Genomic DNA, 22,571 nt, shown 5'->3' on the forward strand with positions numbered 1-22,571 from the left:
CAGATAAAACAATCTCGGCGCTGGCTCAGACAGACAGGGGCTCGAACTGACGGACATCGACATTGGCCTTGTCGAACTCGAACCAGGGGTCGGGCTCGCCGTCCAGCGAGAACTGCAACTTGGCCCACAGCGCCTTGCGGTGGGCGTGGTCTTCCAGGATCTTGCCCTTGACGTAGTCCAGGCCCACGCGGCTCACGTAGTGGCAGGTGCGCTCCAGGTACCAGCCTTCTTCGCGGTAGAGCTGCAGGAAGGCGCCCGAGTACTCCAGCACTTCTTCGGCTGTCTTGACCTTCGCGAAGAAGTGGGCGACCTCGGTCTTGATGCCACCGTTGCCGGCCACATACAGCTCCCAACCCGAGTCCACACCGATCACGCCGACGTCCTTGATGCCGGCTTCGGCGCAATTGCGCGGGCAGCCCGACACAGCGATCTTCACCTTGTGCGGGGCGTACATGCGCCACAGGGCCTTCTCCAGGTCCTTGCCCATCTGTGTGCTGTCCTGTGTGCCGAAGCGACACCATTCGCTGCCCACGCAGGTCTTCACGGTGCGCAGCGCCTTGGCATAAGCGTGACCACAAGGCATGCCAATGTCCTTCCAGACATTGACCAGGTCTTCCTTCTTCACGCCCAACAAGTCGATGCGCTGGCCACCCGTGACCTTGACCGTGGGGATCTTGTACTTGTCTACCGCGTCGGCAATGCGGCGCAGCTCGTCTGCCGTGGTCTCGCCACCCCACATGCGTGGCACGACGGAGTAGGTGCCGTCCTTCTGGATGTTGGCGTGGCTGCGCTCGTTGATCAGGCGGCTTTGCGGGTCATCCACGGCCTCCTTGGGCCAGGAGCTGATCAGGTAATAGTTGATGGCCGGGCGGCAGGTCGCGCAACCATTGGGTGTGCGCCAGCCCTTGACCTTGTAGACGCCGTCGATGGACAGCAGCTTCTCGTCGCGGATGGCATCGCGCAGATCCTGATGGCTCAGGTCCGTGCAGCCACAGATGGCCTTCTTCTTGGGTGTGGCCGAGTAGTCGCCGCCCGCCGTGAACATGATCAGCTGCTCGACCAGCCCGGTGCACGAACCACAGGAAGCACTGGCCTTGGTGTGCTTGCGCACTTCGTCCAGCGTGAACAAGCCCTTGTCCTTGATGGCCTTGCACACGGCACCCTTGGTCACACCGTTGCAGCCGCAGACCTCGTCGGTATCGGCCATGGCCGCGGCCTTGCTGTGGCCCTCGTGGCCGGTGTCGCCAATGTTGGACTCGCCGAACATCAGCTTGTCACGTTTGTCGTTGACGCACGTGCCTTCTCGGATCAGCTTGAAGTAATAGCTGCCATCGACCGTGTCACCGTACAGGCACGCGCCGACCAGCTTGTTGCCCCTGAGCACCAGCTTCTTGTAGACACCACCAAAAGGGTCGGACAGCACGATCTCTTCCGTGCCTTCGCCGCCCATGAAATCACCTGCCGAGAACAGGTCGATGCCCGTCACCTTCAGCTTGGTCGACACCTGTGAGCCTGTGTAGCGGCCGATGCCATACAGCGCCAGGTGGTTCGCACAGACCTTGCCCTGCTCAAACAGCGGGGCCACCAGGCCGTAAGCAATGCCGCGGTGCGCAGCGCACTCACCCACCGAGTACACGCGCGGGTCGGTGACCGTCTGCATGGTGTCGGTGACGACGATGCCTCGGTTGCAATGGATGCCGATCTTCTCGGCCAGCTCGGTGTTGGGGCGGATGCCCGCGGCCATCACGACCAGATCGGCCGCCACCTCGGTGCCATCCTTGAACTTGACCGCCTTGACCCGGCCATCTTCGCCACCCACGAGTTCCTGCGTCTGGGCACCAATGCGGAACTTCAGCCCGCGCTCTTCCAGCGAACGCTGCAGCAGCTTGGCGGACACATCATCCAGCTGGCGCTCCATCAGCCACGGGGCGATGTGCACCACGGTCACTTCCATGCCGCGCAGCATCAGGCCATTGGCCGCTTCCAGGCCCAGCAAGCCGCCACCGATCACGACCGCATGCTTGTGCGTCTTGGCCGTTTCGATCATGTAGTTGGTGTCGGCGATGTCGCGGTAGGCGATCACACCTTTCAGATCCTTGCCCGGCACAGGCAGGATGAAGGGGTTGGAGCCCGTGGCCAGCAGCAGGCGGTCGTACTCGGCCTCGGTGCCATCCTCAGCCACCACCACACGGCGGGTGCGGTCGATGCTGACCACCTTCTTGTTGAGGTGCAGCTTGATGCCGTTTTCCTCATACCAGGCCAAAGGATTGAGGATGATTTCGTCCACCGTCTGCTCGCCGGCCAGCACGGGCGACAGCAAAATCCGGTTGTAGTTGGGATGAGGCTCGGCGCCAAAGACGGTGATCTCGTACAGATCAGGCGCGACCTTCAACAGCTCTTCAAGTGTGCGGACCCCGGCCATGCCGTTGCCCACCATCACCAGCTTCATCTTCTTCATGCGAATGCTCCGTCAGCGGGAATCGAAATAGTTGTGCCTTTCACTCAGCAATAAGCGGGCCAGCACGGTTTCGGGGCGCACCAAATTGAGCATGTCCATCCAGCTGGGAGGAGGTCACGATTCACGCCCTCGGCTTGCACCGATAGCGGGCGCAGAACTTGCGTCGCCCTGGGTTGAGAAAATGACGCACACAAACAGTGCAGTCACCCAGACAACACGCTGAAGGACACGAATGAGTTTCGACCTGGATGTGGGCTACGCCAGCCAGCGCGGCCCCCGATCGGTGCTGGAAGATCACGCTGGCGTGGGGCAGCCCGCGCCCCATGAAGAGGCCTGGGGGGTGATCGCCGCGCTGGCCGATGGCGTCTCCACGGGGGGCTTGGGGGGCGAGGCCGCGCAGACCACCGTCGAGACCCTGCTGCGCGATTACTACGCCACGCCCGCTACCTGGGACACCACCGTGGCACTGGACCGCCTGATCGGCGCGCAGAACGCCTGGCTGGCCGATCACAACCGGCGGCGCCAGGGTGTGCGCAACCTGGAGGGCCTGGGCGTGGCCGGCATGACCACGCTGACGGCCATGGTGCTGCGTGGCCACGGCTACACGCTGGCCCACGTCGGTGACACGCGCGCCTATCTGCTTCGGGCTGGCGAGTGCACGCAGCTCACGCAAGACCACACCCTCGGGCCGCTTGAATTTCAGGGCGGTTTGACGCGGGCCGTCGGGCTGGACGACGGCCTGCGCGTGGACTACCTGGAGGGGGATCTGCAGATCGGCGACACCTTTGTGCTGACCAGCGATGGGGTGCATGGGGTGCTCAAGCCCAAGCTCCTCAAGGAGCTGGCAGAGCAGGGTGGTGCACAAGAGGCCAGCGAGGCGCTGGTGGCCAAGGCCCTGGCCTCCAACGGCCGCGACAACGCGACCGCACTGGTCATCCGCGTGAAGGGCCTGGCAGCGGCCCGGCTTGAGGATGCGGAACGGCGAGGCCGCCAGTTGCCCATTCCATCGCGCTTGCAGCCCGGCGACGTGATCGACGGCATGCTGGTCGAGGCCAGTGTGTTTGCCAACGGCGTGCACCGGCTCTATCAGGTCAGGCATCAGCAGACCGGTGAGTTGCTGGCGCTCAAGACCTTGCACGAGGCGCGCGCCAACGACCCTGAAGAGCGGGCCATGCTGGCTCATGAAGCCTGGTTGGGTGCCCGCGTGACCGAGCGCAACGCCAAGGGCCTCGTGCGTGTCCACGAACCCAGGGAGGCCTCCAGCTTCTACGCCTTGTTCGATTGGCACAGTGGCCAGACGCTGGGCGAGTTGCTCGACGCCAAGAAGCGCTTCACCGTCACCGAGATCGTGGAGGCCGCTGCCAATGTGGTGCGCGCCTTGGGGCGGCTGCACCAGTTTGGCGTCATCCATCGGGACATCAAGCCCGATAACGTGCACCTGGGTGACGATGGCCAGTGGCGCTTGCTGGACCTGGGCGTGGCCTTGTCGGGCAAGGAGCCCGAGAGCTTGCGTGTGCTCCATGCCGGCACGCCCAGCTACATGAACCCCGAGCAATGGAGCGACGACCCCGAAGCGGCACGCGTCAGCGCGCAAAGCGACCTGTTTGCCTTTGGGGTGACGCTGTACCAGTGGCTGACGGGGCGCCTGCCCTATGGCGAGATCGAGCCCTATCAGGTCGGACGCTATCGCCGGGACCCGACGCCCCCATCCAGGCTGCGCCCCGACGTGCCCATCTGGCTGGATCACCTGGTCTTGAAGGCCGTGGCACGTGACCCCCGCCAGCGCTTCGAGACCGCCGAGGAGTTGCTGCTGGCGCTGGAGCGCGGCGCCTCCAGGCCGCTGTCTGCGCCCTTGTCAACGCCTTTGCTGGCGCGTGACCCGATGGCCATCTGGAAGATCGCGCTGTTCGTGTCGGTGCTGCTCAATGTGCTGATGGCCTATTGGCTGCTGTTCCTGCCTCATTGAGACGCAAAAAAGCCCTGGAAGGACGAGAGACCTCCAGGGCGACTGACCAGGGGTGTCGGTCAGGTCAATACCGCCCTTATGGGGCGGCTTTTGATTGAAACGGGTGTGTTGGGCGTGTCAGCGGCTGACGGCTTGCTTGCCGTAGGCGCCGGCTGGTGCAGCCGGGGTGGTGCGGGCGCGGCCACCCTTCTCGGCCCAGGTGCGGGTCCAGCGCACTTGCATGACGCGCATCATGCCCAGCGAGATGACCGCCAGCACGGCAATGGTCACGAAGCCCCAGAGGTAGGTGCCAGCGTACTGCTTGGACATGCCCATGGCGTTGGGCACCAGGCCGCCGCCGAGTGCGCCGATCTCGCCGATCATCGAGCCCGCCACAGCGGTGCTCAAAGGCCAGCGCAGCGGCACCAGTTGGAACACCGCACCATTGCCGGCGCCCAAGGCAGCGAAGCACAGCATCAGCAAGAGCGTGGTGGCAGTCAGTGACTCGCTGCTCAGGCCGCACAGCACCAGCGAGATCGCCACGGTCACGATCACGACCGTCAAGGTGTTGACGCCGCCCCAGCGGTCAGAAATCCAGCCCCCGAAGATGCGCAGCGCCGCGCCCATGAAGGCTGCCAGCATGGTCAGCTGACCGGCTTGCACCTTGCTCACGTGGAACTGGTCGTAGTAGTAGCTGGGCAGAAAGGAAGTCAGACCGATGAAGCCACCGAAGGTGACGCCATAGATGATGCTGAAAGCCCAGCCATCCTTCTCGAACAGGCAGGCGATGTGCTCGCGGAAGCTGGCGTGCGCATCGCGGTCTGGCGGCTCTTTGGCGAACACGATCATCACGATCATGGGGATGCAGATGGCGATGGCGGCAAAGCCGTACACCGTCTGCCAGCCGTAGGCCTGGGCCAGCGGCGGTGCCACCAGCACGGACACGGCCGTGCCGACGTTGCCGGCGCCCACCAGTCCCATGGCCAGGCCCTTGTAGCGCGGCGGGAACCAGCCCGAGCCGAGCGACAGCGCCACGCCGAAGCTGGCGCCGGCGATCCCCAGCAGGGTGCCCATGGCCAGCAGGTCATTGAAGGTGTGGACGAAGAAGTAGCCGAACAGCATCGCGACGGCAATCAGCCCCATCTCCACCAAGGTGGCGGGCTTGCGGCCGATGTATTGCGCCAGCAGCCCCAAGGGGAAGCGCATGAAGGCGCCTGCAAAAATCGGGATGGACAGCATCAAGCCCTTCTGGGCGGCCGTCAGCTGCAGGTCATCGGTGATGAACGGGGCCATGGCGCCGTTCAATACCCAGATGCAGCAGGAAAACGCGAAATACAAAAAAGATGCGAACAAGGTCGGGCTATGGCCTGCCTTGAGGAAGGTCTTGAAGGAATCCATGTTTAAGCCTCAGCGATTGATCGACGTCTTGATTCGCGTCGATTCTGCAAACGGTCAAGCCAGAATCGTGCCAACTCTGCCGACGCACGAAGCCGGTGCAAATGGCTTGACGTGGTGCAAGCTGGTGCACGATTTGGCGCTGCCGTGCCCTGTGAGTAGGGGGCGTGACAAGGGGGGCGCTGCGGCGATGGTTCTGGCTTGAAGCACAATCACGCCTGTCAAAAGGAGCATTCATGAGCATCAAGTCAGACCGCTGGATCCGCCGGATGGCCCAAGAGCACGGCATGATCGAACCCTTCGAGCCTGGTCAGGTTCGGGCGGCGGCCGATGGCCAGAAGATCGTGAGTTACGGCACGAGCAGTTACGGCTACGACATCCGTTGTGCGCCGGAGTTCAAGGTCTTCACCAACATCCACTCCACCGTGGTGGACCCCAAGAACTTCGACGAAAAGAGCTTTGTGGACATCAACGCCGATGTCTGCATCATCCCGCCCAACAGCTTCGCGCTGGCACGCACCGTCGAGTACTTCCGCATCCCCCGCAATGTGCTGACCATCTGCCTGGGCAAGAGCACCTATGCACGCTGCGGCATCATCGTCAACGTGACACCGTTCGAGCCCGAGTGGGAAGGCTATGTCACGCTGGAGTTCAGCAACACCACGCCATTGCCCGCCAAGATCTACGCAGGCGAGGGCTGTGCCCAGGTACTGTTCTTCGAAAGTGACGAAGTCTGCGAAACGAGTTACCGTGATCGAGGTGGCAAATACCAGGGGCAAACTGGTGTGACGCTGCCTAAGACCTGAGCCGTATTGGCCGATAAACCGCTGTATCCACCCTTATGAGGGTACGGCGGTTCATTACGGTCTGTTACAATCGGTTCAGAGCATCGAGCGCAATCCAAACGCCAGTCACGGCGGTGCGCCTGGTACGTGATCCCACTGAAACGGGCATGTCGAAGGACAGTCGTCTCTTGCAAGAAGTAAAAAAGCAGAAGGTGGTCATGAAAAAGGGCTGTGCATTCACACAGAGGTCTTGAGAAGGCTTCAGGGAGGGGGTGTCGAGTGCGCATTGATGTCGTTTTGAATCTTTTTTGGGCCTACCCCCATGCGCCGACCGCTACAGTCCCCTGCGTTGATCAACGCGTTTTATGACAGCCTTCGCCCTGAGCAGCGTGATACCGCTCAGGCCATGCACAAAGCCATCCTGGCCGCCGCGCCCCACCTTCGTCCTGAAGTGAAATGGGGCAATCTGTGTTTCATGAACGATGGCGACAACGTCATGGCCATCGTGCTGCACAAGATGCATGCCCACCTCCAGGTGTTCAACGGCGTGTTGCTGGTGGGCGAGTTTCCTGAACTGGACGGCGCCGGCAAAGGCATGCGCCACATCAAGGTGCGTTACCGCCAGCCCGTCAATGAACAACTGGTGCGCGAACTCACGCTGGCTTGCCTGCAAGCCTGGGGCGCGTCGCAATCGCGTTCAACTCCCCGGTGGGGTTAATCCCCGCAAGCCAGCCAGTCCGCTGGCGGCTTGATAGCATTCGATCATGCATTTGATGAACGCCGTGATGAACGCTGATTTGCACTGCCACTCCAACGTGTCGGACGGCACCTTGTCGCCAGAAGATGTCGCCGAGCGTGCCAGCCGGAACGGTGTCGAGTTGTGGTCGCTCACCGATCACGACGAGGTGGGTGGTCAGCATCGGGCGCACGCCGCGGCGGCGGCCTTGGGCATGGCCTATCTACCTGGGGTCGAGGTCTCGGTCAGCTTTGCCAACAAGACGGTGCACATCGTCGGCCTGGGCTTTGACCCTGATGACCCTGCCATCCTGCAAGGCCTGGCCGACACGCGTGGCGGCAGAGAGCGTCGTGCGCGCGACATGGCGGCAGACCTGGCGCGCGTGGGCATCCCCAATGCGTTCGAAGGCGCACTGAAATACGTGGGCAACCCCGATCTGATCTCCCGGACGCACTTTGCGCGTTACCTGGTCGAGATCGGCGTGTGTGGCGATCCCCACGAGGTGTTCAAACGCTACCTCACCGAGGGCAAGCCAGGTTTTGTCGAGCACCGCTGGGCCAACCTGTCTGATGCCGTGAAGTGGATCGTGGGGGCGGGTGGCGTGGCCGTGGTTGCGCACCCGGGCCGGTATGACTTCACCCCCAACGAGGAATACGCCTTGTTCTCCGAGTTCAAGGGGCATGGCGGGCAGGGTGTGGAGGTGGTCACGGGCAGCCACACGGTGGCCGAGTACAGCAAGTACGCGGACCTGGCCTGCGAGTTCGATTTGCTGGCCTCGCGTGGCTCCGATTTCCATGACCCGTCCGAGAGCCACACGGACCTGGGCACCTTGCCCAATCTGCCGGGCAGGGTCACCCCCGTCTGGGAAGCGCTGGCGCCCCGGGTGTTGCATCCTTGAAGAAAACGCCGGCAAGGTTCATTCAGGCAGGCCCTTGCAGGCCTTAGGCTAGAGGGCTATGGCCCAATACTTCGAAGTCCATCCTGAGCACCCCCAGCCCCGCTTGCTCAAGCAGGCGGTGGACATCCTGCAGCGTGGCGGCTTGGTGGCCTTGCCCACCGACTCCAGCTACGCGCTGGTCTGCCATCTGGACGACAAGTCGGCGGTAGACCAGTTGCGCCGTGTTCGCGGGATTGACGAGCGGCAGCATCTGAGCCTGCTGTGCCGGGACCTGTCCGAGCTGGCCAATTACGCCCGTGTGGACAACAGCCAGTATCGGCTTTTGAAGCTGGGCACGCCGGGCCCCTACACCTTCATCCTCGAAGCCACCAAAGAGGTGCCCCGTCGCGTGTCGCACCCATCGCGCCGCACCATTGGCTTGCGTGTGCCTGATCACAAGGTCACACAGGCGGTGCTGGAGTTGATGGGCCAGCCTTTGATTGCGACCACATTGATCCTGCCTGGCCAGACCGAAGCACTCAACGACGCAGGTGAAATCCGCGATGCGCTGCAAAAGCTCATTCAGGGTGTGGTGGATGCCGGGGCCTGCCATCAGGAGCCCACCACCGTGATCGACCTCAGCCAGGGTGGCGCCGAGGTGATCCGTCAGGGGCGCGGCGATGTGGCTGCGTTGGGATTGGGCTGAGCCTGTGCGGCAGCTTGATCCGATGTCTTGAGGGCTTGCGCAAGCCAGACCGGGTCAAAGCCCAGGTGCCAGCGCGTGCCAACGCGTACCAATGGTGTGCCCGGCGCGCCATGCGCATCGAAGGTGGCGCGGCAACTGCCATCCTGCTCGACATCGCACTCGTCCCAGGGGATGTCATGCTGTTTGAGCCAGGCCCGGGCTTTGGCGCAGTAAAAACAACTCACTGTGCTGTACATCGTGATGCGCTGCCCGGGGAGGTGCGCCTTGATCTGATCGACCGCCTGCTTGTCACGCCACCACGACAAGCCTTGCGTGACGCCCACAACCAGCAGCACGACCAGCGCCAGGCTGGCGAGTGAGCCGCGTCTGTTGCGGGGGTGGGTTCTCATATGGGATCAGGAGCGCGTGTGAACGGGCTCACTGCCCGGTGGGCGGTGCGGCTTTTTGCCCCAGCTTGCTTTCCTGCCCGGCCAGCAGCTTGCGGATATTGGCTTCGTGGCGCCAGATCAGCAGGGCGCTCATCACGGCCACGCCGATCGTCATGGCGCTGAAACCCCAACCCTGGAACTGGATGAGGGGGGCGGCGATCGAGGCCGTCAGCGCGGCCAGCGAGGAGTAGCGGAACACGACGGCCATGGCCAGCCACACCAGCAGCACCAGGCCACCCAGGGCAGGGGCAAAGCCCAGCAGCACGCCGGCCGCCGTGGCCACACCCTTGCCGCCTTCAAACTTGAAGAACACCGGCCACAGGTGGCCAAGGAAAGCACCCAGGCCCACGGCCGTGACGGCGACGGTGTCCAGCCCCAGGTGCTGCGCCATCGCTACCGGGATGTAGCCCTTGAGCGCGTCGAACAACAGGGTCAGGATGGCCGCGGCCTTGTTGCCCGAGCGCAGCACATTGGTCGCGCCCGGGTTGCCCGAGCCATAGCTGCGCGGATCGGCCAGGCCGAACACGCGGCTGACGATCACGGCAAACGACAGGGAGCCGATCAGGTAAGCGACAGCAGCGCCGATGACGGCAAGCAGTTTGGGGTCCAGGCTGGAGAGGTTCATGCGAGAAAAGCGTGTACTTTGTAAACGGGCGTGTCCGTGACAGGGCGCAAGTGTAGTGGCTTCGGTACGGTGTCCGGCTCGCCGGGGTTTGTCCCATGCTGAGGCGCGCTATCCTGTGCGGACAATCCCGGGATCTTGTTTGCGTCCCGTTAATTGCTGGCAGGTAATGTGTCCATGATCTCATACGAAAACCCCAAGCTCTGGCAGCGCACATGGGTTCTGGCCATGGCGCTGGGCGGTGGCGTGGGTGTGGCCGCATGGTGGTGGCAGACGCATGCGCCGGCGCAACTCGATGAGCCTGTCGTCACCAGCAAGGGGGCATCCGCAGCCACGACGGATGCGGCTAAAACGGCCCCGAAGATCGATTCTGCATTGCTGGTCACGCCCAAGGTGATGGAAGACGGCCGCCCCTCTGATTTCACCCCCGAAGACTGGGCCGCGCTGAAAGAAGCCATGTCCAAGACGGCCAACCCGCGCAGCGAGCTGGAGCGTGTCGTCAAGTACCTGCGCTTTCAAAAGGGCTTCGAGCAATGGCAGAGCCTGCAGGACAGCCCGGACGTGACCACCCGGCATCAGCTCGCGCGGCGCTTGCTGGAGCAGATCCCGGATCGCCTCAAGCAGGCCGAGTTGACCATGGGCGAGGCCCTGATGCTGGAGTCTGCCCTGTGGGCAGACCTGGAGCCCAACGAGGACATACGCAAGCAGAAGCTGGAGCAGGCTCAGGCGGCGCTGAATGGCGCGGCACCTCAGCCGGAGGCCGAGCAACAGGCTCGGGAGGCCTCGCTTCAAAAGGAATACAAGCGCCGCGAGGCCGCCATCCTGGCCGATTTCCAGGCCAAGCCCGAAAACCAGCGCGATCAGGTCAAACTCGAGCAAGCGCTGGAGTCAGCGCGCGTGTCGGTATACGGCCGCAAGAATTGATCGGCTTTGTGACGTCCAGGAGACGGGGAGGTCGATAAAATCCCCCCGTTCATGACCCAAGCGATCGATCACCCCCTCAAACCCATCTGGAGCCTGCTGGCCGCCGTCGCCCTTGTTGGCGTGCTGTGGTGGCATGCTGCCGTGCTGGCTCCTTTCGTGATCAGCCTGGTGCTGGCGTACGCGCTGCATCCTGCTGTTGACAAGCTGGTGGCCTGGCGCTGGCCCAGGTCACTGGCCGTATCGGCCTGTTTGCTGTTGCTGGCATTGATTGTGGCGACCTTGCTGGTGCTGCTGGTGCCCATCGTGTCGCAACTGGTGCCGGCCTTGCGTGATCAGCTGCCCGATCTGCTGTCCGCCATCTGGGGCAAGTTGACGCCCTGGTTGTCGCAGTGGGGTGTCAAGCTGCCCACCACGGTGGACGCGCTCAAGGGCGAGTTGGTCAAGCTGCTTCAAAGTCACGCGGCCCAATGGGGCGGCACGGTGTGGACTTCACTGCTGATTGGTGGCAGCAGCATCATGACCCTGGTCGGGTTGGTTGTGCTGTTGCCCATGCTGGCCTTTTACTGGTTGCTGGACTGGCAGCCCCTGACGGGCCACTTCCGATCCCTGCTGCCCGCCAGATGGCGCCCTCTGGCACATGACGTCATGGCCGAGTGTGATGACCTCCTGGGCCAGTACCTGCGTGGCCAGGCGCTGGTCATGCTGATCCTGGCTGTTTACTACAGCGTGGGCTTGAGCCTGTTTGGCTTCAATCTGGCCTTGCCCATCGGCGTGTTCACCGGGCTGGCCATCTGCATACCGTATCTGGGGTATGGCGTGGGGCTGGTGCTGGCCATCCTGGCTGGCTTGCTGCAATTCGGCGTGGCCACGCCGCAGGCCACCTCGCCTTTGCTGGCGGTGGCCGTTGTGTACGGTTTTGGCCAGGTCATCGAAAGCTTCTTCCTCACGCCCCGCCTGGTCGGTGAGCGCATCGGGCTGCACCCCTTGGGCGTGATCCTCGCGCTGATGCTCTTTGGCAAGTGGATGGGCTTTTGGGGGGTGGTCATCGCCTTGCCCATGGCGGCTTTCCTGACCTTGCTGGGACGGCGGCTGTTGCAGGCCTACCAGGCCAGCCGGTTTTTCCAGGCGCAGTAGGTGGTGATGTGACGACTCTGGAAGCCGTGGTCGAACGCCCGGAACAACGTGCCGCTCCCATGCGCCAGATCCCGCTGGATCTGGGCCCCGCCGTGATGCAGGGGCTGGATGATTTCATCGTCGGCGGGAACGAGCCGCTGCTGAACTGGCTGCGTACCTGGCCGCATGTCGAGGGCACGCTGTCGCCGGCCTACATCTGGGGTGCGGCGGGCGCGGGCAAGACGCATCTCTTGCGCGCCATGGTCGAGCGCGCCTTGTCCATGGGCTTTGGCGCGATCTGGCTCAACGCCCAGACCTGCCAGATGTGGGATGCAGAAGACCCGATGATGCCCACCCTGGCCGTGATCGACGAGTGCGACAGCCTGGGGGAAGACCACCAGCATCTGGCCTTCACGCTGTTCATCGAATCGGCCAGTTCGCTGGCGGCGCAAGCCAGCGGGCAACTCGACGAGCGGGGCGCCGGCCCCCTGTTCATCCTGGCTGCCGGCGCCATGCCGGCGGTGGACTTGCCCGTGCGCGATGACCTGCGTACCCGCCTGGGCTGGGGGCTGACCTTCGCGCTGACCCCGCTGGACGAAGCCGGTTTGCGCGCCGCCCTGCAGCACGAGGCCGCCCGCCGGGGCATTGCGCTGGGCGAGGGTGTGGTGAGCTACCTGCTGACCCGCTACAGCCGTGACCTGGGCTTCCTGATGGGCTTGCTTGACCGGCTGGACCGCTTTGCCCTGGCCGAACACCGCGAGGTCACCGTGCCCTTGTTGAAACAAATGCTGGCCCTGGAGACCGCATGAACCTTTGTCTGTTTGATCTGGACCACACCTTGCTGCCGCTGGACTCCGATCACGAGTTCGGTGAATTCCTGATCCGCCAGGGCCTGGCCGACGCGGTCGAGTACCGCCAGCGCAACGACGGCTTCTACCAGCAGTACTGCAACGGCACCCTGGTGCTGGGCGAGTACATCCAGTTCACCACCAGCATCTGGCGCCAGCTCGATCCTGCGGGCCAGCAGGCGCTGCAACAGGCCTTCATGGACGACGTGATCTTCCCGGCCATGCAACCCCAGGCCATCGAGCTGGTGGAGCAGCACCGCGCCCAGGGCGACCTGATGGCCATCGTCACGGCCACCAACGAGTTCGTCACCCGGCCCATCGCCGATGCGTTCAATGTGCCCGACTTGCTCGCCGTCAGACTGGCCAGGGATGGGCAGGGTCGTGTCACGGGCGACATCGATGGCGTGCCGTCCTTCCGAGAGGGCAAAATCACACGTGTGGAACAATGGCTGGCCGATCAAGGTCGGCAGTTGAGCGATTTCGATCGCATCAGCTTCTACAGCGACTCTCCCAACGACCTGCCCCTGCTGGAACGCGCCAACGACCCGGTGGCCACCAACCCCAGCCCTGCGCTGGAAGCCGTAGCCCAAGAGCGTGGCTGGCGCATTCTTCGACTGTTTGCATGATCAAAAGCCTGATAGACAAGATCCTGGGCAAGACCCCGGCCAAAAAGCGCACGAGCACCGCAGGCGGGCGTTCGGCCAAGACGCCGCGCATCCCGACCGGCAAGCGGGTGGACGTGCCCGCCAGCGAACACGGCATCGACGTGTCACTGGTGGACGACCGCGCCCGCAAGGTGGTTGAAACCCTGCAGGAGGCCGGCTACGAGGCCTACATCGTGGGTGGTGCGGTTCGCGACCTGATCCTGGGACACCGCCCCAAGGACTTCGACGTGGCCACCAACGCCACGCCAGAGCAGGTCAAAGGCCTGTTCCGCCGCGCCTTCATCATCGGCCGGCGCTTTCGCATCGTCCATGTGGTGTACGGCCGTGGTCGTGAACACGAGGTGATCGAGGTCTCGACCTTCCGCGCCTACCTGGATGCCAATGCCGCCGAGCAGGTGGCCGGCAACGAAAAGACCTCCCGCAAGGACCTGGCCGACAAGACCCACGTCGTGGACGCCAGCGGCCGTGTGCTGCGCGACAACGTCTGGGGCCCTCAGGACCAGGACGCCGCCCGCCGCGACTTCACCGTCAACGCCATGTACTACGACCCGCACACCGGCGTGGTCGTGGACTACCACGGCGGCATCAAGGACGCCAAAAAGCGTGTCCTGCGCATGATCGGCGACCCGGAAACCCGCTACCGCGAAGACCCGGTGCGCATCATCCGCGTGGTGCGTTTCGCGGCCAAGCTGGGCTTTGACATCGAGCCCAAGACGCGCGAACCCCTGCAAAACATGGCCGAACTGCTGGCCAATGTGCCGCAGTCGCGTTTGTTCGATGAAATGATCAAGCTGCTGCAGACCGGCCACGCGCAAGCCTCGCTGGACCAGTTGCGCAAGCAGGGCCTGGACCGCGGCGTGTTCCCGATCCTGGATGCGGTGTTTGACGAAGCCCGTCGCCACCCCGGGCGTGACCAGTTCGTGCAACTGGCCCTGGCCGACACCGATCGCCGTGTGTCTGAAGGCAAGCCCGTGGCGCCCAGCTTCCTGCTGGCCTGCCTGCTGTGGCATGACGTGCTGGAGCACTGGAAGCGCAACCAGGCCCAGGGCGAGCCGCCGTTCCCGGCGCTGCAATCTGCTACGGATGCCGTGTTCGATGCCCGCATTGGCGACATCTCCGGCCGAGGCAAGCTGGCCGCCGACATGCGCGAGATCTGGACCATGCAGCCGCGTTTCGACCGCCGCTCCGGCAATGGCCCGTTGACGCTGGTTGAGCAACCGCGCTTCCGTGCCGGCTTTGACTTCCTGCGCTTGCGCGCTGCAGCCAACGAGGCCGACCCCGAGTTGGCCAAGTGGTGGGAAGACTTCTCGCTGGCTGACCACAACGAGCGCCGCGACCTCATGGACGTGGCCCGCCAGCAGGATCTGGCCAAGCGCCAGGCCCGCGTGGCCTCGGGTGACACCGAATCTGCAGGTGCCGGTGCCGGTGATGCGCCTGCCAAAAAGCGCCGTCGTCGCCGCCGCAAGCCAGCGGGTGAGGGCGGTGGTGCACCTGTCTCTGCCGGTGGCGATGCCGGCGGGGATGCGGATTGACCATGAGCCCCAGCCTGCCCGAGGCCTTGTCGGCGGTGCCCAGGCACCGAGCCTTCATCGGCCTGGGCGGCAATCTGGGCGATGTGCAGGCGCGTTTTCGCGCTGCGCTGGCGGGGCTGCATGGCCTCCCTGGCACCCGTGTCGAGGCGGTGTCTTCGCTGTACAGCACACGCCCGGTCGAATCATCGGGGCCGGATTACCTCAATGCCGTGGCCGCGCTGCAGTCCGCCTTGGGCCCGCGCGAATTGCTGCATGCCTTGCAGGCGCTCGAGCTGGCCCACGATCGCGAGCGCCCTTACCAGAATGCACCCCGCACGCTGGATCTGGACCTGCTCAGCTACGGCGGCTACCGCTGCCACAGCGCCGAGCTGACCCTGCCGCATCCGCGCATGATGGCGCGCGCCTTCGTGCTGGCGCCTTTGGCAGAGGTCATGAGTAGTCTGGGTGCCCCGAGTGACGTGGATGCCGCGGTGGGCCAGGCTTTGCCCGACGCCGCCTCACGCCTGGCCCTGGCCCAAAGCCAGGGCATTGAGCGCCTGGGCCCGCTGGATTGGGCTGCCTGACGGCGTCAATTCCCGCTCTGACGGGCGCCATTGAAACCAATCCGGGTGGATTTCCAGCGCGAAATAGCCAGCGCACTGGAATATTGATCAAAATCGGGGTAGAATCTCAGGCTTTGTTGGTGGGGCTTCGTTGCGTGTTTGCAAAGAAGTCCACCGGTGGTGAAACTTTTGGGTTTCAGCCAGCGAGCGTTTTGAGCAGCGCCGTGCACACCGAGACCGGTCAACCCGTTTTCGTCCGCGAATTCCGGACGTGGAACACGGGAGCGGGCCCAGACCCTGGTGGCTACGAGCAAACCCATTGGGTTTTGTGCAGCAAACTTGAAGCAATCAACCGGTGGCCATGTGGCAGCCCTGTGAATGCATTCAATCTGAAAGCGAATCTGTAATGACGACCATCCGTGTCAAGGAAAACGAGCCGTTCGACGTGGCCCTGCGCCGCTTCAAGCGCACCATTGAAAAGCTGGGCTTGCTGACCGAACTGCGCGCCCGCGAGTTCTACGAAAAGCCCACCGCTGAGCGCAAGCGCAAGAAGGCTGCGGCCGTCAAGCGCCACTACAAGCGCGTGCGCAGCATGCAGCTGCCCAAGAAGCTGTACTGATTCGCTTCTTGCTGTCTCACCCGCACCATGCGCTGATCGCGCTGTAGCCGGGTCGGCACCAAAGCCCGCGCGGGGACGCCCATGCGGGCTTTTGCTTTTTTCTTCCTGACACTTTTTGACCGAGCTGATCACCATGAGCCTCAAAGAACGCATCACCGAAGACATGAAGAACGCCATGCGCGCCAAGGATGCCGAGCGCCTGGGCACCATCCGCATGCTGCTGGCTGCCATGAAGCAAAAGGAAGTCGATGAGCGTGTGGAGCTGGACGACACCATGGTCGTGGCCATCGTCGACAAGCTGATCAAGCAGCGCAAGGACGCGGCCCAGCAGTACGAAGCCGGGGGCCGTCAGGATCTGGCCGACAAGGAAAAGTCCGAGATCGTGGTGCTGGAAGCCTACCTGCCCAAGCGCCTGAGCGCCGATGAGGTCACGGCGGCCGTCAAGGCCATCGTGGTCGAGATGGGCGCCTCCGGCCCTGGCGACATGGGCAAGGTCATGGGCGCGGTCAAGCAGCGTCTGGCAGGACAGGCTGACATGGGCCTGGTGTCGGCTGCCGTGAAGGCGGCGCTGGCCGGCTGATTCCAGCCCATCACGACGTTTGCGTGATACTTCCTCATCCATCAAACAGGGTCCACCATGAGCAATTCCGTGTCGCTGCAGCCCATTGCTGAAGATGTTTACGCCGCACCCCAACTGACGCCCGAAGCCATGGCTTCGGCAGCTGAAGCCGGGTTCAAGGCCGTGATGAACAACCGCCCCGACATGGAAGGTGGCCCTGATCAACCTACCAGCGCTGCCATTGAGGCTGCCGCCAAGGCCGCAGGCCTGGCCTATGCCCACTTGCCGGTGCAGGGGGGTTACCAGTCTCCCGAAGAAATCGCCCAGTGCGCGGCCTTGCTCAAGAGCCTGCCCCGCCCGCTGCTGATGTTCTGCCGCAGCGGCGCGCGCTCGACCAGGCTGTACATGCAGGCTGTGGCCCTCGACGAATAAGGGCGCGCCTCGATGCAAAGCTACATCCGCTTGATGGATGCGGTGTCGCGCTGGTGTGGCGTGCTCGCATCCTGGGCCTTGCTGGCCGCCTGCCTGATCAGCGCTGGCAACGCGTCGCTGCGTTATGCCTTCAACATCGGCTCCAACGCCTGGCTGGAGGTGCAGTGGTACCTCTTTGGCATGGCGGTGTTTGCCGGCGCGCCCATGCTGCTTCGGCTCAACGAGCACGTGCGCGTGGACGTGATCTACGGTGGGCTCAAGCCCCGCACCAAGGCCTGGGTTGACCTGCTGGGCATCGCGCTGGTCCTGCTGCCCATGTGCGCCATCGTCGTGCACCTGGCCTGGCCTTTTGTGGTGGAAGCGTATGCCGAGCACGAGACCTCGCCCAGTGCCGGTGGCCTGATCCGCTGGCCCATCAAGCTGGCGATCCCGTTGGGCTTTGCGCTGGTCGGCCTTCAAGGGCTGGCAGAACTGTTCAAACGCATCGGATTCCTGCGCGGCACGTCCAACCTCGATCTGCATTACGAGAGGCCGCTGCAATGATCGAGATGCAACATCTGGCGCCGATCATGTTCGGCTCCTTGATCGTGGTCATGCTGATCGGCTTCCCTGTGGCGTTCACGCTGGGTGGCCTGGGTCTGGCTTTTGGCTACTTCGCGGTATCGCAAGGCTTCTTCCCCGAAGCCTTCATGGCCAATCTGCCCTTGCGCTTGTTTGGCATCGTGTCCAACGAGTTGCTGCTGTCGATCCCCTTCTTCACCTTCATGGGCGCCATCCTGGAGCGCTGTGGCCTGGCGGAAGACCTGCTGGAGGGCACAGGGCAGCTGTTTGGCAGCAAGCCTGGTGGGCTGGGCTTTGCCGTGATCATCGTGGGCGCCATCCTGGGTGCCATCACCGGTACGGTGGCGGCCAGCGTGATCGCCATGGGCGTCATCTCGCTGCCGGTGATGATGCGCAACGGCTACAACATGCGCTATGCCACCGGCGTGATCGCCGCGTCCGGCACGATCACGCAACTCATCCCGCCGTCACTGGTGCTGGTGGTGCTGGCAGACCAGCTGGGCCGCTCCGTGGGCGACATGTACCGCGGTGCCATCGGCCCGTCCATCATGCAAACGGGCATCTTCCTGCTCTATACCCTGGGCGTGGCGATCCTCAAGCCGCAATGGGTGCCGCCTCTGCCTGAAGAAGCGCGCACGGCGCGCGGCTGGGCCCTGATCCGGCGCGTGATGTGGGGCATGCTGCCCTCGATCGTGCTGATCTTCCTGGTGCTGGGCACCCTGTTCATGGGGCTGGCCACGCCAACCGAGGCGGGCGCGCTGGGGGCGATCGGTGCGATGGTGTTGGCCGCGCTGCACAAGCGCCTGACCCCGTCGCTGATCTGGCAGGCCATGGATTCGACCATGCGTGTCACGTCCATGGTGATCTTCATCCTCCTGGGCTCCAGCGTCTTCTCGCTGGTGTTCCAGGGCGTGGACGGCAGCAAGTGGATCGAGCACATGCTCACCAGCCTGCCAGGCGGCCCGGTGGGCTTCCTCATCGTGGTCAACATCTTTGTCTTCTTCCTGGCCTTCTTCCTGGACTTCTTCGAGATCGCCTTCATCATCGTGCCGCTGCTGGCACCGGTGGCCGACAAGCTGGGCATCAACCTGGTGTGGTTCGGCGTGCTGTTGTGCGTGAACATGCAGACCAGCTTCATGCACCCGCCGTTCGGCTTTGCGTTGTTCTACCTGCGCGGCATTGCAGACCAGATCTTCAAGAACGGCGCGATCCCCCGGCCCATCCTGTCCAAGGACATCTACCTGGGTGCCATTCCCTGGGTGTTGATGCAATTGGCCCTGGTTGCCGTGGTGATTTTCTGGCCCGAGTCGGTCACCTACTGGCTCGACAAGGAGCAGAAGGTCAATGTGGATGACGTCAAGATCGAGATGAAGATCGAAGACACGGCCGCGCCTGATGACGCTGCGTCTGCCGCCAGCGCGGTGGATGGCGCTGCCGCCTCCGATGCGACGCAGGCGGTGCCCATGCCGGAAGTCCCTGCTGACGAGGACCCGACCAAGGCCGTCAAGGACGCCGTGGGTGCGGTCAGCACGCATTGATCATGCTGCCGCTGTCGGTCGGTTAGCCATCCAGTGGCCCATCGCAGCCTGCAATGAAAAGGCCTCCCGGTGCGGAGGCCTTTTTCACATCTGGGGCGTGGTGTCGGGTGCCTGCGCGGGCAGGTGGTGGCGGCCTCGGTGCATCCACCAGCGCCAGGGCGCACCGATGAGCGGATGAGCCGCCAGCCGGGCGCCCAGCGTCGGGTTGCTCTTGAAATGCGCCCAGATGCTGGCCAGCATGAACAGCACGGCGGGCAGGCGCGCCACGAAGGCATTGCCAAAACTCAACACCAGGCAGATCACGCTGACGGTGCGCCAGGTGCGTTGCAGGGCGTGCTCACCCCAGTCGTGATGTGCATGCAGTGCCCGCAGGGGCAGGATGCCGTGGTGCCGCCGGTGATCCGGGCTGTGGCGAGTGGAGAGAGGGGCAAAACTCATGGAGGCTGTCCTGACGCGGGGATAGGCTACCCCGGGTAAATCGACCGGTTCAATGCCCTACTTGAGCATGCGCCGTGCCTGCAACCATTGTCTAAGGACAAGCCCCATATAAAAAGGGCCCGCAGGCCCTTTTTTGGTGATGGATTACCCGCGGATCACAGCTTGGCAGCTTGCATGTAGCGGTCAAACGTGGCCTCGGTGAAGCGGAACCACAGGTTCTGGTCGCCGCGGAACTTGGCGTAATCGGCGTAAACCTTGCGCCAGTTGGGGTTCTTCTCGCTCAGCTCGCTGTAGATGTCCATCGAGGCCTTGAACGAGGCGTCCATGACGGCCTTGGGGAATTGCACCAGCTGGGTCTTGGCGGCCACCAGTTGCTTGAGCGCCAGCGGGTTGCGGGCATCATAGCGCGCCTGCATCTCGATGTGCGCCTGGGAGGCGGCCGTTTCAACCATGGCTTTGTACTCGGCGCTCAGGCCGTCGTAGGCCTTCTGGTTGATGAAGAAGTCCAGCTGCGGGCCGCCTTCCCACCAGCCGGGGAAGTGGTAGTAGGGCGCGACTTTATGGAAGCCCAGCTTCTGGTCGTCGTAGGGGCCAACCCATTCGGCGGCATCGATGGTGCCTTTTTCCAGTGCCTGGTAGATCTCGCCGCCAGGGATGTTCTGGGGCACGGCACCCAGGCGCTCGATGACCTTGCCGGCAAAGCCGCCAATGCGCATCTTCAGGCCCTTCATGTCGTCAATCGACTTGATGGGCTTGCGGAACCAGCCGCCCATCTGGGCGCCGGTGTTGCCACCGGGGAAGCTGATGATGTTGTACTTGGCGTAGAACTCGCGCATCAGCTTGAGGCCGTTGCCTTCGTACATCCAGGCCGTCATCTGACGAGAATTCAGGCCGAAGGGGATGGCGCAGCCAATGGCGAAGGTTTCGTCCTTGCCCACGAAGTAGTAGGGCGCTGTGTGGGCCATTTCGACCGTGCCGTTCTGCACGCCGTCGACCACGCCAAAGGCCGGCATCAACTCGCCACCCGCGTGCACGGAGATCTGGAACTTGCCGCCCGACATCTCGCCGATCTTCTTGGCGAAGACGTCTGCCGCGCCAAAGATGGTGTCCAGGGACTTGGGGAAGCTGGAGGCCAGGCGCCAGCGGATGGTGGTTTGCGCGTGGACGATGGCCGGGGCTGCACCGGCAGCCAGTACACCGGCCAGGCCTGCGTGGTTGATGAAGGAACGACGTTGCATGTAAGGCTCCTGAGCGTCTGCTGGGGTGGACGGCAGGATTCTAGGAGTGCAGGACCACGTGAAAACGGCCGCCAACGCAGGGCTTACCCGGTTGCGGCCGTCTTAGGGGGGGAGAAGCGGGGCGAACGTGGTGTCCCCCCAACGTGCGAGGCTGGGTGAAAGGCTCAGTGCCCGGCGATTTTCATCTTCTCGATCAGCACCGAGCCGATGGTTTTGCTGCCATAGGTGTAGGCATCGGCGCCCACGGCCACGATCTGCTTGAACATCTCGCCCAGGTGGCCGGCGATGGTGATCTCGTGCACGGGGTACTGGATGACGCCTTTTTCAACCCAGTAGCCGGCCGCGCCGCGTGAGTAGTCGCCCGTCACGTAGTTCACGCCCTGGCCCATCAGCTCGGTCACGAACAGGCCGGTGCCCAGCTTCTTGAGCATGGCCTTGAGGTTGTCCTTCGGGTCGGTCAGGCGGCTGTGCAGCACGAGGTTTTGCGAGCCACCGGCGTGGCCGGTCGTGCGCATGCCCAGCTTGCGTGCCGAGTAGCTGGAGAGGAAGTAGCCCTGCACCACACCGTTCTTGACCACATTGCGCTTGCGCGTGAGCACGCCTTCGTCGTCAAACGGGGCGCTGCCCTTGGCCTTGAGGATGTGCGGGTCTTCGGTGATGCTGATGTGCTTGGGGAAGACGGGCTTGCCCAGGCTGTCGACCAGGAAGGTGGCCTTGCGGTACAGGCTGCCACCACTGGTGGCTTGCACGTAGGCCCCCAGCAAGCCTGCAGCCAGGGTGTTCTCGAACAGCACAGGCACTTCGCAGGTGGCGATCTTGCGTGACTTCAGGCGCGCCAGCGCGCGCTCGGCGGCATAGCGGCCCACGGCTTCGGGGCGCGCCATGTCGCGGGCATCGCGCTCGGACGTGTACCAGAAGTCGCGCTGCATGTCGTTGCCGCGGCCGGCGATGGGCGAGACCGACAGCGAGTGGCGCGAGCTGGCATAACCGCCACGAAAGCCTCGGCTGTTGCCGGCCCAGAAATGGGATTGCTGCGCCGACACGCCGCCACCTTCAGAGTTGGTGATGCGCGGGTCGACGACCAGGGCGGCGTCTTCGCAGCGGCGCGCCAACTCGGCGGCGGCTTCGGCGTCGATGGCCCAGGGGTGGAAGAGGTCCAGATCGCGTTTGGCGGCGCGGCCCAGGGCCAGGTCTTCCGCATCGGGCAGGCCGGCAGCGGGGTCTTCCGCCGTGTAGCGGGCGATGTCGTAAGCGGCGCGCACAGTCTGCTCCAGCGCCTGGGGCGAGAAGTCGGACGTGCTGGCGTTGCCACGGCGCTGGCCCACGTAGACGGACACGCCGATGCTCTTGTCGCGGTTGCGCTCGACGTTTTCGAGCTTGCCTTTGCGCACGGAGACCGACAGGCCGGCGCCTTCGGACACTTCGGCTGCTGAATCGGTGGCGCCCAGTTTTTTGGCGATGGCCAGGGTGTCTTCGATCAGCTGCTGGAATTGCTCGCGGGTGTAGGCAAAGCCGGTGTCTTTTTCAGATGACGATTTGCCTGCGGTGGATTTGGGAGCGAGCTTGGGTGTTTTGGCGGCCATTTTGTGGATGCAGTGAGAGTGCCCCCG

24 protein-coding genes are annotated in these 22,571 nt (G+C 63.8%); 17 read left to right on the plus strand and 7 right to left on the minus strand.

Annotated features, from left to right (window positions below; genetic code table 11):
- Positions 1–25 precede the first annotated feature (25 nt).
- Positions 26–2,458, minus strand: coding sequence for a nitrite reductase large subunit NirB (nirB, locus tag HY019_RS14190; protein WP_290693184.1), 2,433 nt, complete (start codon positions 2,456–2,458; stop codon positions 26–28).
- Positions 2,459–2,690: 232 nt separating this feature from the next.
- Here nirB and HY019_RS14195 point away from each other — a divergent pair, with 232 nt between their 5' ends.
- Complete coding sequence (locus HY019_RS14195; protein WP_290693186.1) at positions 2,691–4,424, plus strand: bifunctional protein-serine/threonine kinase/phosphatase; 1,734 nt, start codon at positions 2,691–2,693, stop codon at positions 4,422–4,424.
- Between the two features lie 117 nt (positions 4,425–4,541).
- Here HY019_RS14195 and HY019_RS14200 read toward each other — a convergent pair whose 3' ends face one another.
- Entirely contained in the window at positions 4,542–5,801 is a 1,260-nt protein-coding gene (locus HY019_RS14200; RefSeq protein WP_290693189.1) for an MFS transporter, read from the minus strand.
- Here HY019_RS14200 and HY019_RS14205 point away from each other — a divergent pair.
- From HY019_RS14205 to HY019_RS14225, 5 genes are all read left to right on the plus strand, one after another.
- On the plus strand, positions 5,695–6,003 hold the full coding sequence (locus tag HY019_RS14205) for a hypothetical protein (protein ID WP_290694266.1): 309 nt from the start codon (positions 5,695–5,697) through the stop codon (positions 6,001–6,003). The two genes, HY019_RS14200 and HY019_RS14205, sit on opposite strands and share 107 nt — an antisense overlap.
- A gap of 31 nt (positions 6,004–6,034) precedes the next feature.
- Positions 6,035–6,604, plus strand: a complete 570-nt coding sequence (gene dcd / locus HY019_RS14210; RefSeq protein WP_290693192.1) for a dCTP deaminase — start codon at positions 6,035–6,037, stop codon at positions 6,602–6,604.
- A 301-nt stretch (positions 6,605–6,905) separates the two neighbouring features.
- A complete protein-coding gene (locus HY019_RS14215) occupies positions 6,906–7,301 on the plus strand; it encodes a DUF1801 domain-containing protein (protein WP_290693195.1) in 396 nt (131 codons plus the stop codon).
- Positions 7,302–7,356: 55 nt separating this feature from the next.
- Complete coding sequence (locus HY019_RS14220) at positions 7,357–8,217, plus strand: 3',5'-nucleoside bisphosphate phosphatase (RefSeq protein ID WP_290694201.1); 861 nt, start codon at positions 7,357–7,359, stop codon at positions 8,215–8,217.
- A 58-nt stretch (positions 8,218–8,275) separates the two neighbouring features.
- On the plus strand, positions 8,276–8,902 hold the full coding sequence (locus HY019_RS14225; RefSeq protein WP_290693198.1) for an L-threonylcarbamoyladenylate synthase: 627 nt from the start codon (positions 8,276–8,278) through the stop codon (positions 8,900–8,902).
- On the opposite strand, the gene HY019_RS14230 is transcribed toward HY019_RS14225, so the two are convergent.
- A complete protein-coding gene (locus HY019_RS14230; protein ID WP_290693202.1) occupies positions 8,863–9,291 on the minus strand; it encodes a glutaredoxin family protein in 429 nt (142 codons plus the stop codon). The two genes, HY019_RS14225 and HY019_RS14230, sit on opposite strands and share 40 nt — an antisense overlap.
- A 28-nt stretch (positions 9,292–9,319) precedes the next feature.
- A complete protein-coding gene (plsY, locus tag HY019_RS14235; protein ID WP_290694203.1) occupies positions 9,320–9,928 on the minus strand; it encodes a glycerol-3-phosphate 1-O-acyltransferase PlsY in 609 nt (202 codons plus the stop codon).
- Positions 9,929–10,129: 201 nt separating this feature from the next.
- On the opposite strand from plsY, the gene HY019_RS14240 reads away from it, so the two are divergent.
- The 11 genes from HY019_RS14240 to HY019_RS14290 all read left to right on the plus strand — a co-directional run bounded on the left by HY019_RS14240 (position 10,130) and on the right by HY019_RS14290 (position 19,285).
- Entirely contained in the window at positions 10,130–10,876 is a 747-nt protein-coding gene (locus HY019_RS14240; protein WP_290693205.1) for a hypothetical protein, read from the plus strand.
- Positions 10,877–10,927: 51 nt separating this feature from the next.
- The gene (locus HY019_RS14245; RefSeq protein ID WP_290693208.1) at positions 10,928–12,010 is read left to right on the plus strand and encodes an AI-2E family transporter; all 1,083 of its coding nucleotides are present in this window, start codon (positions 10,928–10,930) and stop codon (positions 12,008–12,010) included.
- An 8-nt stretch (positions 12,011–12,018) separates the two neighbouring features.
- On the plus strand, positions 12,019–12,798 hold the full coding sequence (locus HY019_RS14250) for a DnaA regulatory inactivator Hda (protein ID WP_290693211.1): 780 nt from the start codon (positions 12,019–12,021) through the stop codon (positions 12,796–12,798).
- Entirely contained in the window at positions 12,795–13,463 is a 669-nt protein-coding gene (locus HY019_RS14255; protein WP_290693214.1) for an HAD family hydrolase, read from the plus strand. The genes HY019_RS14250 and HY019_RS14255 overlap by 4 nt, the downstream gene beginning before the upstream one ends.
- The gene (pcnB, locus tag HY019_RS14260) at positions 13,460–15,034 is read left to right on the plus strand and encodes a polynucleotide adenylyltransferase PcnB (RefSeq protein ID WP_290693217.1); all 1,575 of its coding nucleotides are present in this window, start codon (positions 13,460–13,462) and stop codon (positions 15,032–15,034) included. The genes HY019_RS14255 and pcnB overlap by 4 nt, the downstream gene beginning before the upstream one ends.
- 2 nt (positions 15,035–15,036) lie before the next feature.
- Positions 15,037–15,597, plus strand: a complete 561-nt coding sequence (gene folK, locus HY019_RS14265; RefSeq protein ID WP_290693220.1) for a 2-amino-4-hydroxy-6-hydroxymethyldihydropteridine diphosphokinase — start codon at positions 15,037–15,039, stop codon at positions 15,595–15,597.
- A 385-nt stretch (positions 15,598–15,982) separates the two neighbouring features.
- Positions 15,983–16,195, plus strand: coding sequence for a 30S ribosomal protein S21 (gene rpsU, locus HY019_RS14270; protein WP_012346814.1), 213 nt, complete (start codon positions 15,983–15,985; stop codon positions 16,193–16,195).
- 133 nt (positions 16,196–16,328) lie between these two features.
- The gene (locus HY019_RS14275) at positions 16,329–16,775 is read left to right on the plus strand and encodes a GatB/YqeY domain-containing protein (RefSeq protein ID WP_290693223.1); all 447 of its coding nucleotides are present in this window, start codon (positions 16,329–16,331) and stop codon (positions 16,773–16,775) included.
- Positions 16,776–16,832: 57 nt separating this feature from the next.
- Positions 16,833–17,186: a TIGR01244 family sulfur transferase gene (locus HY019_RS14280; RefSeq protein WP_290693226.1), complete on the plus strand. Its 354-nt coding sequence runs from the start codon at positions 16,833–16,835 to the stop codon at positions 17,184–17,186.
- Between the two features lie 12 nt (positions 17,187–17,198).
- Positions 17,199–17,729, plus strand: a complete 531-nt coding sequence (locus HY019_RS14285; RefSeq protein WP_290693228.1) for a TRAP transporter small permease subunit — start codon at positions 17,199–17,201, stop codon at positions 17,727–17,729.
- Positions 17,729–19,285: a TRAP transporter large permease subunit gene (locus tag HY019_RS14290; protein ID WP_290694205.1), complete on the plus strand. Its 1,557-nt coding sequence runs from the start codon at positions 17,729–17,731 to the stop codon at positions 19,283–19,285. The genes HY019_RS14285 and HY019_RS14290 overlap by 1 nt, the downstream gene beginning before the upstream one ends.
- A gap of 84 nt (positions 19,286–19,369) precedes the next feature.
- Here HY019_RS14290 and HY019_RS14295 read toward each other — a convergent pair whose 3' ends face one another.
- From HY019_RS14295 to pmbA, 3 genes are all read right to left on the minus strand, one after another.
- On the minus strand, positions 19,370–19,723 hold the full coding sequence (locus HY019_RS14295) for a hypothetical protein (protein WP_290693231.1): 354 nt from the start codon (positions 19,721–19,723) through the stop codon (positions 19,370–19,372).
- A gap of 155 nt (positions 19,724–19,878) precedes the next feature.
- Positions 19,879–20,961, minus strand: a complete 1,083-nt coding sequence (locus HY019_RS14300) for a TRAP transporter substrate-binding protein (protein ID WP_290693234.1) — start codon at positions 20,959–20,961, stop codon at positions 19,879–19,881.
- 164 nt (positions 20,962–21,125) lie between these two features.
- Entirely contained in the window at positions 21,126–22,544 is a 1,419-nt protein-coding gene (gene pmbA / locus HY019_RS14305) for a metalloprotease PmbA (RefSeq protein ID WP_290693237.1), read from the minus strand.
- Between the last annotated feature and the right edge of the window lie 27 nt (positions 22,545–22,571).

Origin of the sequence: Aquabacterium sp., from assembly GCF_016195855.1 — a bacterium.
Classification (GTDB): domain Bacteria; phylum Pseudomonadota; class Gammaproteobacteria; order Burkholderiales; family Burkholderiaceae_C; genus Aquabacterium.